This window comes from Winogradskyella sp. ABM4_392, from assembly GCF_056160445.1.
Map to the genome: position 1 here is coordinate 62206 of NZ_JBSWXE010000005.1, position 15299 is coordinate 77504.

Sequence of the window (15299 nt, forward strand, 5' to 3'; positions counted from 1 at the left end):
CGCCTTTAGCGCCTTAGCGAGAAGAAAAACTATTCAACAGTAACGCGAATTCCTTCACTATGACTACTAAACTCAGGTGCATACATCGACTGAATTGTACTAATGCCATTACTCATATCTCCAGCATTGTTGACGCGTAAATCATATTCAAACACGTAAACGCCTTTTGGTAAATAATCCATAAAAAAGTTAGTTGCTGCATCTTTTGTGCTTTCGTAATAGCCTAAACCATCTTGCCATTTGTATTGCGATAATACGTTGATAGGTTCAAAACCTGCAGCACGCATATCTTTTAAATGCACAAATTCCATATCTCTGTCTGAACGTAATTCAATACGAACGCGAACTAGATCACCAACATTCAATTTAGTGTCTTTTGTGATTTCTGAAATTTCTTCACCATTATCAGTGTTTGATTTTAAGAAGAGTTTTTTACTCAATTTTAAAGGTGTTTCTGCTGAAGTGATTTTATCTAAATCTTCAAAATATTGCCAGTAAAGTGCTCCCCAAGCAATGCCATCTCCTTTTTTAGAAATAGTAACATTGGCTTGTTCTGCTGTAATTTCTTCACCTGTCCACGATGTTTTATAGTAACCTGTTCCTGCTTCAACTTTTACATTATCTAATGTTGAAGGGTTTATAGTTTCGTTACCAACTTTTACATCAACCATTTCATTAACCTCTAACCAAGAACTGCCTTGAAGCAATAAAGCATATACAGCTTCTGTGGTTGCTTTTGTAGTTTCCCATTTGTTGGTTTGTTTGTTTTTGAGTAACCAGATTTTTAGGTTGTCAACGATTGTGGTGGTTTCTTTTTGCGCTTCGACTGCGCTCAGCGTGACATCATAACTACCAACACCAACTTCAGAAAATGCTTCAACTAAAAGAGACTGTGTTTCAATTGGTGCTTGGTGCCAGTACCAAGAACTCGTGTTGGCTTTCCAGTACATACCTAATTCGTCTGAGGTAATGCTGTTTTCTTTTAGTGATTTTAAAATCTTTCCTGCTGTGGTATCATCGTTCATTCTATGAAGCGTTAAGGCCATTAAACCTTTGGCATATAATGAACGTTTTAACCAATACTTCTGCATCTGAGATTTATAGTAGTCCATTATGCTTTCCACTTCTTTTGAAGCTTTTACTTCAGGATAAAAACTACGTACATACATATAATGAAGTTGTGTGTAAGACAAATGGTCTTTACTTAAATCTGCATCCTTATTGTATTTTCTGATGTCTTTATACTCTTTTACGAATTCAGTGTCTAGGTACTGAATGGCGTTTTGAATCATTTGCATCTCGACTGCGCTCGATGTGACATTGAGTTGCTTTAAATGCCCAAACCCAGAAATAATGTGTTGCGTGATAAAACGATTTGCATAGCCACCATTAAACCAAGGCCAAGCACCAGATGGTAATTGGTTTTGCTTTAATTTGTTTAAAGCTGAACTCAGTTCGTTATTCATTTTATTTAAGTCGAATAACAAGCCAATACGCTTTTTCTGCTCAGTTTCAGATTGCGCATCACGTAACCAAGGTGTTTCTTGAATTAAAAGTGATTTCAACTCTTGATTTTTTTCAAGGTTAGAAAGTAATGCATCTGAAGATTTCCAGCTATTAAACACAGCTTCAATCTTTGGATTAGAGGTCACGATATGCTGTGCTAAAGCATTAGCATAATATCTTGAAAACGTCTGCTCGTTACAATCGTATGGATATTCCATTAAATATGGTAAAGCCTGTACGGCATACCATGCAGGATTAGACGTCATCTCTAAAGTCAACTTATGATTGGTCAACGTTGTTGAGGTGTTGTCCTTTAGTTTATCCAAAGTAAACGTCTTCGTTTCGTTTGAACGTATCCACATTGGTAAAGTTTCAGTGACTAACATTCTGTTGGATAAGACTGGTAGTGCGTTTTGTTCACCATCGCTAAAATCACCAGCTTTTGCGACAATTTTATATTGAACAGCTTGTAAGCCTTCAGGGATTCTTAATTTCCAAGAAACCTGAGTGTTGCCTTCTCTTTCTACGTTGAAGTTTTGCTCAATGGAAGAGGTTTCGACTGCGCTCAACCTGACAATCTCATTTGAAATATCTTCTCCTGTAATTGGATTAGTTAATATGAGTTGTGCAACTCCAGATAATTCCTTCTCAGTAAGATTAGCGATTTTTGTACTAATGGTAATTTGGTCACCTTCTCGTAAAAAGCGAGGTGCATTTGGAATGACCATCAACTCTTTTTGAGTCACAGTTTCTAGTTGTTTTACCGAACTTTCCAAAGTTTTGGTATGTGCCAATAATTGCAATTTCCATTTGGTTAAGGCTTCAGGTGCTTTAAAGTTAAAACTTACATTACCGTCTTCATCAGTTTGTAATTGTGGGATGAAAAAAGCGGTTTCGTTAAGGTTTTTTCGGATTTGGACATCCTTGTTTGAAACCAATTTAGCTCTTTCCATTTTAATATAATATTCTGAGTCTTCTAATAGCTCAGAAGTAGTAAATTTTCCGTCTGCTTCAAAATATACACTATCACTGACTCTAGCATTTGCGTTTATGTAATCATATCCGCCATCATTATCTGCAATAGCAGCAGTACCAGTAAACGATTCTTTAGTAGTCTTACTGTAACCCATAACTACGACTTCGTCTAAATGAGCGTCATCAGTTACTAATCCAATATTGTAGAAATTATCATCGGTGATAATTAATTCCAAAGGTTTCATTCCAACATAACTTATGACAATAGTCTCACCCTTTTTAGCTTCAAGTTTAAAATTGCCATCAAAATCAGTTTGTGTTCCTCTCTTACTTCCTTTTATAACAATAGTTGCACCTGGAAGCGATTCTTCATCTTCAGCAGTAATTACATTACCCTTAATAAAACCATCTTTAATATCAGATTGTTTTTTTGAAGTAAAGTACGAAGGAATGTTGGCATACCTGCTTCTTAAAAACATTTTTCGGGCATAATAATGTGAGCCATCAAAACTAAATCCATACCAATTTAATTCATCATAATGTCTATACTGATAAGCGTTTGGATAACTAAAACGGTTAAATAACCTAAAATTAGTTGTGCCAAAACTTTGTCTGCCATTTTTGTTTATTCGACTATAATATCGAGGATGATGTATGGGACTAAAGTACCAGTTGTGTCCTCTAAATTCATCTAAAGACGCATCGTACATGCTTGCTAAAAGCTCAGCAGAGACTTTATCTCCCTTTGGACCTTTGATTTTAAAACTCCAAGTTTCATCTTGTCCTGGCTGTAACTTATCTCTAAAGGTTGTGGTTTCAATCTCTAAATCTGTTTTAGGATAAGGAACATTCACGCTAAAGCTTTGGTAAACATAACTATTGTAAGCGGCAAAACTAGTGTGAACTTCAAAACCACCTAAGTCACCATCTAATACAGGAATGTTAATGGTTTGTTTAGAGTTGTTCAATTTTACCAATTGAGTAACGATGATGCTGTTGTCTTTTTCAACCTCTACAGTTACTGTGATGTCTTTTGCTGCTGAACCAATGGTGAGTTTTGCAACATCACCAGCTTTGTAGCTGTCTTTGTCTAAAGACGCTTCAAAAAGTTGATTGTCTGCAACGGTTTTATCTTTTTCGCTAAATAGATTTGTGTACGCTTCCGCTTTTACGTCTTCTCCAAATTTATCCTTGCTTTCTGCAATAACAATGTACTGACCAGAGTTCCATTTTTTTAGTTTCTTTAATGCGATGGTTTTTTCTTTTTCAGTATCGAAATCTGTTGAGAAAACTTCCTCTCCTTTATCCCAATTGGTCGATAAATGCTCATCGTTGTATGGATCGTGAGGAAATAAACGTTTAAATTCTTTCTTTGAAATTACCTGAAAATCTGGAGCATCCCATGGTCTGGCTCTCAGAATAGCATCAGGTGACTTTAGTTTAAAGACCTTTAAGGTCCCTTTTGCAGGTACAAACTCACCGTTGAGGTTTTGAGAGTTTAGGGTTAATTCAACCTCTTTTTTTGATTTATCTACCTGCTCTGGAGTAGAAATCTCCAAAGTCATAGCATGATAGCCAACATTAACAACCGTTGATGTAGAGCGTGTTTCTCCATTGACATCTGTAATATCAGCAGTGACTTCATAATTAAAAACAGGAAGATTGTCTTTAGAAACGCTTTCGTCTGGTAAGGCTTTAAATGTGATTTCAAATTCGCCTTTGTCGTTTGTTGTACCTTCTCCAAAAGTGATTTCTTGTGCTTCAGAACTGTAATAACCTGGTCGTCTCAAATACCACCAAGTAGGATATTGTACCTGACGTTTTACACGATACACGACCTTGGCATCTGTAATATTACTACCTGCAAAAGCAACCGCTTTTCCTTTTACGGTAATACTGTCATTAACTTTAAACGTTTCAGTAATTGGCTGAAATTCTGGTTTAAACTTTGGACGTTTGTATTCTTCAACAGAGAAGTATGTGTAGCCTTTTCTACCACAAACCATTTCAATTGTAAAGCTTCCTGTAAGACCTTCGTTAGGTAAAATAAATTCGCCTGCAACAGAACCAAATTCGTTAGTCTCAAGTTCTAGTTCGCTTACAACTTCACCATTAACATTTTTTAATTTTACAGTCGCTTTTTCGTTAGCATACACTTCGGTTTTGTCATCTTTGGTAGCTGTAACAATGCCTTTAAAATAAGCTGTTTGTCCAGGTCTGTAGATGCTGCGGTCTGTAAATAAAAAGACGTTGTGTTGGGTGTCATTGTTCTTACGAGGTACATATGCTCTAGAAATATAATAGTTGCCAAAAAAAGCTATATCGTCTTTGTAATCTGCTTTAATTTCTACATTTCTGTAATAATTGCCATCCTTTTTGAAAGTGAATTTTCCAAAACGATCTGTTTTTAAATTTTTAGAAAAATACTTATTTCTATTATTTGTGTAAGAGATTTTTATAGAAGCATCAGAAATTGGCTCACCATTATTTCTGTTAATAAGCTGATAATGTATAGCCTCGTTTTGTATGCTCTCTAAAAGCGCTAAATCCGTTACTTGAATATGTGAGGTTGCAAAAGTTTTATCGTGCAAATCAGCCATGATTAAGTATAAGCCATTAGAGAGGCTAGGCAATAAAATCTCAGTTGTATGGTTTTGATAGTCTAGTTCTGTCTTTAGATTTGAAACAAATCTTTGATGAATTTTGAGTTTGTTTAGAAATTTTAGCTTTTCTTCATTTTCATATATGTTATTGTATTTTTCTAATTCAATCTGATTGATTTTATAAATCTTAAAATCAATTACACTGAGATTTTTATAAGACACTAAAATTCTAAAAGGTGAATTTATGGGTACAAACCGTTCGGTTTGGAGGCTAAGGTTTGGTGTTTTAATTTGTTCCATTAAACCTAAGCATTTTTTTCCTCCATAACTGTCAGGAAATCTTGAAAAAGCTAAGTTGCTTATTTCATACGCCTCTTTAAGTTTCCATCGATATGCTTCGTTATTATTAAGGGTGTTGCTGCTATTATCGTATCGATTACCTTGTTGTTGATAAAGGCTTGCTATTTCGTAATTGTAGAGTGCAGATAGTGGTGAGCTTTTTAAGGCTTCTGCGTTAGTAGTTAAAGTCTTAATTAATACATCTTCTTTATTATCATAAGTGGCATGTTGTAAAACAAAATTTAGACGCTCAATATCTACATTTACAAAGGCTTTACTTTGTTTATTATTACGATGAAATTTTAAAAGATTCTGATAAACCTTAAGTGCATTTAGCTCTAGGTTTGTGGAATCTTTTGAGCTTAATTTTAAATTAATAAAGATCTCACTATCACCTAAAAATGATGGGTCGTCAATCTTAAATTGATATGCAGGTTTAGTAATGCTATTTTCACTGGTTTTATAAAACTGAAGCGCATTATGGCTCAACAAGTCAAACAAAGCAGGTCTGTAGGTTTTAGAATTTTTGGCTTCATTCAAAAGTACACTGTAGTTTTTTAACGACTCTTGTTGGAGCAATAGTCCATTCTCTAAAGAACGTTGGTAATACACATGAATTTCGTGAAATAATGTTTCTAAATCCCAAGTTCTGAAATCATTACTAGCTTTATCTTCGGTTTTAGATCTATTATAAAACTTATATCTGTTTTGCTGAAAGTACTGCCAATACATCGTTGCCAGCATATTTTCTAAAAGTCGCTTTGTAGGAATATCTTTTATGTCTTCAATTTCAGATTTAAAAAGGTTGACTATATTAAGCTGTGCGTCTTCTTCAAGAATTAGCATGTATTTGCTTTTATGTAATAATGCTTTTATCTGTTGTTGTTTGTTTTTAGAAGATTTTGCACTTTGGTATATTGTGTCAACAAGTTCTGCCGCACTTTTTGTTAAGCCTTCACTTTCTAACTGTGTAACTTTTTTCCATTGGTTATCAAAGTTATTTTGGGCTTGTGAAAAAGAGGCAAAGCAAATAAGCATTAGTATTGGTATATAGTTTTTCATGAGTAATCTAAATTTTCTACAAAATACCTTCAAAAGGCATTCCAAACAAAGCTATAAAACGTCAAACTCTTATTTGGGTGAGTTAAGTTAAACAATTTGTGAGTGAATGTGCTCGTTATTAAATTGTATTTTTGTAAAAAATAGACTTTAGCCTATGAATAAGTTTCTGTGGATTTTTTTCGTGTCTGCCTTTTGTTTTTCTCAGTCTTCTAAAGAGAAAGCAAAGACATATTTGACTGAAAAGAATTATAAAAAGGCACAGCAAGAACTTATCACCTTTATTGAATCTAATCCAAGTGATATTGAAGCTATTGAGCTATTGGGTGATGCTTATGGTTACCAAAAAAAGTGGGATGATGCTATAGAGCAATATGAAAAGTTAAAGGACAATTATCCTAAAAATGCTAATTACCATTATAAGTATGGTGGTGCTTTAGGTATGAAAGCACTTAGCATAAGTAAGATAAAAGCACTTGGAATTATTGGTGATGTAAAACGTGCTTTTTTAAAAGCAGCAGAACTAGATCCTAACCATATTGACACACGTTGGGCATTGGTAGAATTATATGTGTCGCTTCCAGGTATTGTTGGTGGAAGTACTTCTAAGGCACTTAAGTATGCAAATGAACTTCAAAATCTTTCTAAGGTCGATGGTTATTTGGCAAAAGGTTATGTTTATGAGTATGATGACGAACCTGAATTGGCAGAGAAATATTATAAACTCGCTATTGAGGTTGGTGGATCAGTAACCTGTTACGACAAACTCACTAATTTTTACGAGTCTAATGACCAACCAGAAAAGGCTATAGATAATATTGAAAAAGCACATAATAAGCATCAACGAAATGCAATGCATTATCAGATCGGTAAAGTTTGTGCCGATTATAATATTCAATTAGAAAAAGGCGAAAAATGCCTTAAAGCCTATTTGTCTAACCATTCGGCAAAAGACGGCGTGCCAAAAGCATGGGCTTATTACCGCTTGGCACAAATCTACAAGCACAAAAAAAACAAATCCGAAGCTTTAAAGTGGATTGACAAAGCTATTGCTGGCTTACCTAAGATTGAAGTCTTCAAAGAGGAAAAAGACACTATTTCTAAGCTTTAACTCTATCATATAAATTTTCTTTATACTTTCTATTAATAATATCAATAGCTTAAATATTTGTTAAATGCGCAAAAATGATAGTAATACTATTATATTTGCAATCAAATAATTTAAGTATGATAAATTTACTGTCAAATCTTAAAATAGCAGTACCAGAAAAGATCTTTATAAAAGATCCTGAGTCATCTAATTTGGGCAAGCGTATTGTAGAACATAGTATTCTTCTAATAGACGATATTGGTTTTGATAGTTTCACATTTAAGAAACTTGGAGCTAAAATTGGGTCTAACGAAAGTTCCATATACCGTTATTTTGAAAGTAAACATAAATTACTTCTATACCTAACATCATGGTATTGGGCTTGGATAGAATACCAAATGGTATTTGCAACGCACAATATGCCTAATGACACAGAAAAACTCCACAAAGGTATTGAGGTTGTTACCAGGACCATAAAAGAAGATGTAACCTTTACCCATATTAATGAGGTAGTACTAAACAGAATCATTATTAACGAATATTCAAAATCGTATTTAACTAAAGAGGTTGATAGCGAAAATAAGGAAGGCTATTTTGTGGTATACAAGCGCGTGGTTACACGTCTAAGTGAGATGATAAGCAACGTAAATTCAGATTATGAGTTTCCGTCTAGTCTCGCCAGTACTATAGTAGAAGGAGCTTTGCATCAGCACTTTTTAAAAGCGCATTTTCACTCTATTACAGACTGTGGTAATGATGTAACTCCAACAGAATTCTTTCTCAACCTAACCCAAAAAGTATTAAAGACAGCATCAGATGGAACAAAATAAACCTATTTTAACTCCGTGGCAACGTTTTGTTGGGATTTTAAGACTCGAGAAAAAAGATTTGCTTCAGGTCATTTACTATGCCGTTTTTTCAGGTCTTATCAGTTTAACTTTACCGCTGGGAATTCAGGCTATTATTAACTTAATTCAAGGTGCACAAGTAAGCACATCATGGATTGTTCTGGTTATTTTAGTAACCTTGGGTGTTGTGTTTGTTGGTGTGCTTCAGCTTATGCAAATGCGAATTATAGAAACTGTACAACAGCGTATTTTTATGCGTGCTTCGTTTGAGTTTACTTACAGGTTTCCAAAAATAAAAATGAATGAGTTGCGCAACTACTATCCACCAGAGTTGGCAAACCGTTTTTTTGATGTATTAACTGTACAAAAGGGTTTAGCAAAGCTATTAATCGATGTGCCAGCAGCTGTATTGCAAATTGTTTTTGCATTAATTCTATTGTCTTTTTACCATCCGTTTTTTATAGCATTTGGCATTTTGCTGATCATCTTAATCTATGTGGTGTTTAAGTTTACCATTCAAAAAGGGATGGAGACAAGTTTAAAGGAGTCTAAGAAAAAGTATATGGTTGCACATTGGATACAAGAAGTTGCAAGAGCCATTACAAGTTTTAAGATTTCAGGAAGAACATCACTCGCTTTAGAGAAGAACGATAAATTGGTAGACGGCTATTTAGAAGCTAGAGAAAGTCACTTTAGAATTTTAGTAATTCAATTTATTCAAATGATTGGATTTAAGGTGATTGTTACTGCAGGATTATTACTGATAGGTGGACTTTTAGTATTGACTCAAGAAATGAATATTGGTCAGTTTGTTGCTGCTGAAATTATCATTCTTTTGGTTATTGCTTCTGTAGAAAAATTAATTCTTGGATTAGAGTCCTTTTATGATGTTTTAACTTCATTAGAAAAAATGGGTCAGGTGGTAGATAAAAAACTAGAACCACAGGATGGAATTAAGATTGATACTGCTGAAAATTTAAAAATAGAATTAGACAAGATTGCTTACGAAGTACCAAATAGGGCAGTACCTATTCTTAATAACATAAACATGATAATAAATCCATCTAGTAGAATTTTGATACAAGGACCTAGTGGGTCTGGTAAGTCAAGTTTGTTAAGGATTATTTCTGGAATTATAGAACCAACCCAAGGACGAATTTTTGTTAATGATGAGTCACTTCAAAATATCCACCTTAATAATTACAGGTCTTGTTTAGGTTTGTCACTAGCAGAAGAAACACCATTTGAAGGTAGTATTAGAGATAATTTAACCTTGACAAATAAGGATATAACAGATCAAGAAATTAAAAGTGCTATCGAAATTGTCGGTCTTAAAGACTATTTAAAAGAAACCGAAAGAGGATTAGAAACTATCATTTATCCAGAAGGAAAGCAGATGTCGTTTACAGTAGCTAAAAAGATAATTTTAGCAAGAGCGATACTTAAAAAACCAAAAGTATTAGTTCTTGAAGAGCCTTTAGAGCATTTTGAGGCCACTGAAGCAAAACGAATTATTAAAGCTTTAACTGCACCAGAAAACCCTTGGGCAATTATTGTAGCAAGTTTCAATAACGATTGGAGAGAAGACTGTACAGATGTTGTTAACTTAAATAATGGTGAAATTATCTAAAACAAACGCTATGTTGAACATTTCAAAAAATCCATTAAATAAAACCGTTGACTTATCTGATTATAATTCAGGAAAGCGTGTTTTTGATAAATCTTACTATAAATATTTCAATAGGTTCCTTGCGGCTTTTGCAATTATTGGTGTTATAATTTTGTTTTTGCCTTGGACTCAAAATATAACAGGTAGAGGTAATGTAACTACGCTTACTCCAGATCAAAGACCGCAAACCATACAATCTCAAATTCCTGGTAGAATAGAGAAGTGGTTTGTTAATGAAGGTGACCATGTAAAAAAAGGCGATACCATAATGCAAATCTCTGAGGTTAAGAGTGATTATTTTGACCCTAATTTAGTTGAGCGTACAGCGCAACAACGCGATGCCAAGGCGTTTTCGGTAAAATCCTATGAGCAAAAAGTAAAAGCTACAGATGTAAGAATTGCAGCTCTAGCAAATGAGCGAACGTTAAAGTTAGAACAAGCTAAAAACAAGTTGATGCAATCTAAACTAAAGGTGCAAGCAGATAGTATAGATTTAGAAGCAGCAGAAACTAACTTACGAATCGCTCAAACTAAATATAATCGTGCAGATACGCTTTATAAAGATGGTTTTACAGCATTAAAAAATGTAGAAGATGCTCGTGTAAAATTACAAGAAACTCAAGCTAAACGTATTTCGCAAGAAGCTAAACTTTTGGCAAGTAAAAATGAAGTTATTAATGCCCAAGTAGAAATTTCGAGAATTAAAGCTGAGTATTCAGATAAAATTTCAAAAGCACAAAGCGATAAGTTTACTGCACAATCTAGCCAATTTAATTCTGAAGCAGAAGTACAAAAGTTAGAGAATCAATATTCTAATTACAAAATAAGAAACAGCCTGTTGTATGTTACAGCACCTTACGACGGTTTTATTAATAAAGCACTTCGTGGTGGTGTTGGTGTAACTTTTAAGGAAGGTGAAGAACTAGTTGGTATCATTCCAGATAAGGTAGATTTAGCTGTAGAAACCTTTGTAGAGCCTATAGATTTACCATTAATTCATAAAGGTGAAAAAGTTCGTGTACAGTTTGATGGTTGGCCAGCTATTGTCTTTAGTGGATGGCCAAACGTTTCTTATGGTACGTATGGTGCAGAGGTTGTTGCGGTAGAACGTTTTATTAGCGATAATGGTAAGTTTAGGGTGTTGCTTAAACCAGATCCAGACGATCATCCATGGCCAGAAGATATAAGAGCAGGCTCTGGTGCCTTTACCATGGCATTGTTAGATGATGTACCAATTTGGTTTGAATTATGGCGACAACTTAATGGTTTCCCACCAAATTACTACCAACCACAAGATGGAGGAGCGTCCAAAAAAGCAAAGAAATAAATCATGAAGTATTTAATACATATTGTACTTTTTGTTTGTGTAGGTTTATCTGGCTTTGCTCAGTCCGACAGTATTGCTGAGGTTTTAAGATTTGATGAATACTTAGGTTACGTTAAAAAATTTCATCCTATCGTAAAACAAGCCGAGTTGGTGATAGATGAGAGTCAGGCTAAACTTTTAAAATCACGTGGTGCATTTGACCCTAAGTTTGAAGTGGACTACGATCGTAAAAAGTTTAAAGGCACTGAGTATTTTGACAAGCTCAATGGAATGTTTAAAATTCCGACGTGGTATGGTATAGAACTTAAGGCCACGTTTGAAGAAAATTCGGGTGAATTCTTAGGTAGAGAATCCTTTGTGCCAGAAGATGGATTATATTCTGCAGGTGTAAAAGTACCTGTTGCCCAGGGATTGCTAATTAACGATAGAATGGCATCGTTAAAACAAGCCAAGCTTTTTAGAGAGCAAGCAAAAGCAGACAGAGATATCTTTGTCAATAATATTTTGTTTGATGCCTCATTGGCATACTTCAAATGGTTACAAGCATATAATGAGCTTAAATTATTCGAAAATTTCCTAACCAATGCACAATTGAGATTTAGAGGTATAGAACGTGGTGCAGAGGTAGGTGAGCGTGCAGAAATTGATGTTGTTGAAGCAAGAATTGCTATCAATCAACGTCGATTAAGTTTAGAGCAATCTAAAGTAAAATTGATGAAGGCAGCGCTAGAACTGTCAACCTTTTTGTGGTTAGATAATAATATTCCTGTTGAGTTACAACCTAATGTTATTCCAGATGTAAACTCTGAACCAGTTGTAGATACCACATTTGATATTAATCAGTTGCGAGATAATGAAACCATCATAGATAAGCATCCTAAGATGATTTCTTTAGATTATAAATTGCAAAGTCTAGAGGTTGATACGCGATTAAAAGCTAATAAACTTTTGCCAAAAGTAGATGTTGAGTATAACTTCATTACAGAAGTACCAGAAGTTGCGCGTACATTCAATACAGCAGAATATAAAGGCGGTCTAAATATTAGTTTTCCATTATTTCTGAGAAAAGAACGCGGAGATTTAAGATTGGCAAAATTAAAACAGCAAGATACTGAGTTTGAAATTGATGCCACACGTGTTAATCTTCAGAATAAAATAAATGCTATTAGACAGGAGTTAGATTCTTATGTAACTCAAAATACACTTGTAGCAGATATGGTTACGGATTATTCTAAAATGCTTGAAGCGGAAGAGCGTAAATTTCAATTGGGAGAAAGTTCATTATTCTTGGTTAACTCACGTGAATCTAAACTCATCGATGGACAGCTAAAAGCTATTGAAGTCCAATACAAGTTTTTTAGTACTAAAGCAAAGCTGTTTAATAGTTTGGCAGTAAATCCAGATCTTTAGTTTTCAGTCACAGTTCACAGAAATCAAAAATCGTAATTCGTCAATTTTTCTCATCTCTCATCTCTAATATCTCTCATCTATAATTTATATTTGTTATATGAACGTACATTTTATAGCTATAGGTGGTGCTGCAATGCACAATTTGGCATTAGCATTACATAACAAAGGATACCATATCACAGGAAGTGATGATACCATTTTTGACCCATCAAAATCACGATTAGAAGCTAAAGGCTTATTGCCAGAAACTTTTGGTTGGTTTCCAGATAAAATCACAACAGATTTAGATGCTGTGGTATTAGGTATGCATGCTAAGGCTGATAATCCTGAGTTGTTAAAAGCTCAAGAATTAGGTCTTAAAATCTATAGCTATCCAGAGTTTTTGTACGAACAGTCTAAAAACAAAACCAGAGTTGTTATTGGTGGAAGTCACGGAAAAACGACCATAACCTCTATGATTTTGCACGTTATGCATTACCACGATAGAGATGTAGATTATATGGTTGGCGCACAACTCGAAGGTTTTGATGTGATGGTAAAACTTACTGAAGACAATGATTTTATTGTTTTAGAAGGTGATGAATACCTGAGCTCACCAATAGATAGGCGACCAAAATTTCACTTGTACAAGCCAAACATTGCGTTGTTGAGTGGTATTGCTTGGGATCATATCAATGTATTTCCAACGTATGAAAACTATGTAGAGCAATTCAAAATCTTTGTAGATTCTATTGTTTTAGGTGGAAGTATTAATTACAACGAAGAAGATGAAGAATTGAAAAAAGTAGTTGAAGCTTCAGAAAACCAAATACGTAAAATTCCATATCATACACCAGAATATACGGTTGAGGATGGTGAAACCTTATTGGAAACTCCTGAAGGTCCAATGCCAATTGAAATTTTTGGTGCTCATAACTTAAATAATCTTGCAGGTGCCAAATGGATTTGCCAACATATGGGAATTGATGAAGATGATTTTTATGAGGCGATTTCTACCTTCAAAGGTGCAAGCAAACGTTTAGAGAAAATTGCAGAAACTTCAAAAAGTGTGGCTTATAAGGATTTTGCGCATTCGCCAAGTAAAGTTGAAGCGACGACCAAAGCAGTTAAGGCACAATATAGTGATAGAGCCTTAGTCGCTTGTTTAGAGTTGCACACCTACAGTAGCCTTAATGCTGAGTTTTTAAAAGAATACAAAGGCGCTTTAGATGCAGCTGATGTGGCTGTGGTTTTCTATTCGCCACATGCTGTAGAAATTAAGAAATTAGAGGAAGTGACTCACGAGCAAATAGCTAATGCCTTTGAGCGCGATGATTTAATTATTTATACCAATCCAGAAGAATTTAAAGCCTTCTTGTTCTCTCAGAATTTTGATAACAAATCCTTGTTGTTAATGAGTTCTGGTAATTATGGTGGTTTAGATTTTGATGAAGTCAAAAAACTGTTCTAAGTTTTGTTATCCTGAACTTGTTTCAGGATCTTATTTATAGTTTTCTATGTTTGTAGATTCCACATTAAGTGCGGAATTACAAAAGCTTTTTTAAGTGTCTGTTGTCTTATCTTCTTTAATATTTACTGTTGGGATATTTACAATTTCAAATGTAGCAGATGCCAAAGTCACTTTACCATTGGTTTGCTCAATACGTTTGACAATCTCCTCGTTTAGCAAATGTTTGGTGTATCTTCTTTTCTTGTAATCTACAATGTATCTAAGATTAAATTGTATCCAATTATCAGTCATGGTAATCGCTAGTGAAGGGTTAACCTGAGCATCTTCGATGTAATATTTGTCTACAACACCTTTCCATTTTGATAATGATTCTGTAACATAATCGGAGAGCTTTTCCTGAGCTACAGAAATAACTATTTCTTTAGCTAATTCTATATCAGAACCATATCTAATAGGTAGATTAAATTCATCCCAAACAAAAGGAAAATCCTGAGAGTAATTATAAACAGGACCTTTAAACACAAAAGCATTACTCAATTTTACAATTCTACCACTATAATTGTCACTGCTTACCCATTGGCCAATTTCCATCATTGTGGTATAAATGCTATCAATATCTATAACATCGCCTTTTATTCCGTTTATTTCTATACGGTCGCCAGGTTTGTATACACGCACAAAAAAAATATAGAACGAACCTGCAATGCTCAGTATTAATTCTTGAAGTGTTATGGTGATACCAGCTGTTAATAAACCAATGGCTAGGCCAAAATCTTTAATGTTACCTGTAAAATAGGTGATGGTTATAAGTACTACCAAGAAGTAACCAATAATCTCAATGCCTTTTTGGGATTTGTAGCGTAAAGCGTTATCAGGAAGGCGTTTTTTTAAGAGTCGTCTTACCCATGCAATTATTAGAAAAATAAGTATAACCCAAACTAGATATTTAGCAATATTTACCAGAATAGGATATGCCTCTAACCAATGTTTTATGTCTTCCACAGCACTCTAAATTAAGACTTA

General features: G+C 34.3%; 8 protein-coding genes. 6 read left to right on the plus strand and 2 right to left on the minus strand.

What is annotated here, in order from left to right:
* Positions 1–29: 29 nt before the first annotated feature.
* Complete coding sequence (locus tag ACXAFS_RS11860) at positions 30–6485, minus strand: alpha-2-macroglobulin family protein (RefSeq protein WP_475307182.1); 6456 nt, start codon at positions 6483–6485, stop codon at positions 30–32.
* A gap of 154 nt (positions 6486–6639) precedes the next feature.
* On the opposite strand from ACXAFS_RS11860, the gene ACXAFS_RS11865 reads away from it, so the two are divergent.
* From ACXAFS_RS11865 to ACXAFS_RS11890, 6 genes are all read left to right on the plus strand, one after another.
* A complete protein-coding gene (locus tag ACXAFS_RS11865; RefSeq protein WP_475307183.1) occupies positions 6640–7593 on the plus strand; it encodes a tetratricopeptide repeat protein in 954 nt (317 codons plus the stop codon).
* 116 nt (positions 7594–7709) lie between these two features.
* The gene (locus tag ACXAFS_RS11870; RefSeq protein ID WP_475307185.1) at positions 7710–8402 is read left to right on the plus strand and encodes a TetR/AcrR family transcriptional regulator; all 693 of its coding nucleotides are present in this window, start codon (positions 7710–7712) and stop codon (positions 8400–8402) included.
* Entirely contained in the window at positions 8389–10050 is a 1662-nt protein-coding gene (locus tag ACXAFS_RS11875) for a peptidase domain-containing ABC transporter (RefSeq protein WP_475307186.1), read from the plus strand. The genes ACXAFS_RS11870 and ACXAFS_RS11875 overlap by 14 nt, the downstream gene beginning before the upstream one ends.
* A 10-nt stretch (positions 10051–10060) precedes the next feature.
* Positions 10061–11416, plus strand: a complete 1356-nt coding sequence (locus ACXAFS_RS11880) for an HlyD family secretion protein (protein ID WP_475307187.1) — start codon at positions 10061–10063, stop codon at positions 11414–11416.
* Between the two features lie 3 nt (positions 11417–11419).
* On the plus strand, positions 11420–12826 hold the full coding sequence (locus ACXAFS_RS11885; RefSeq protein WP_475307189.1) for a TolC family protein: 1407 nt from the start codon (positions 11420–11422) through the stop codon (positions 12824–12826).
* 97 nt (positions 12827–12923) lie between these two features.
* Positions 12924–14276: a UDP-N-acetylmuramate--L-alanine ligase gene (locus ACXAFS_RS11890; protein WP_475307190.1), complete on the plus strand. Its 1353-nt coding sequence runs from the start codon at positions 12924–12926 to the stop codon at positions 14274–14276.
* Positions 14277–14366: 90 nt separating this feature from the next.
* Here ACXAFS_RS11890 and ACXAFS_RS11895 read toward each other — a convergent pair whose 3' ends face one another.
* Entirely contained in the window at positions 14367–15278 is a 912-nt protein-coding gene (locus tag ACXAFS_RS11895) for a mechanosensitive ion channel family protein (RefSeq protein ID WP_475307191.1), read from the minus strand.
* Positions 15279–15299 lie beyond the last annotated feature (21 nt).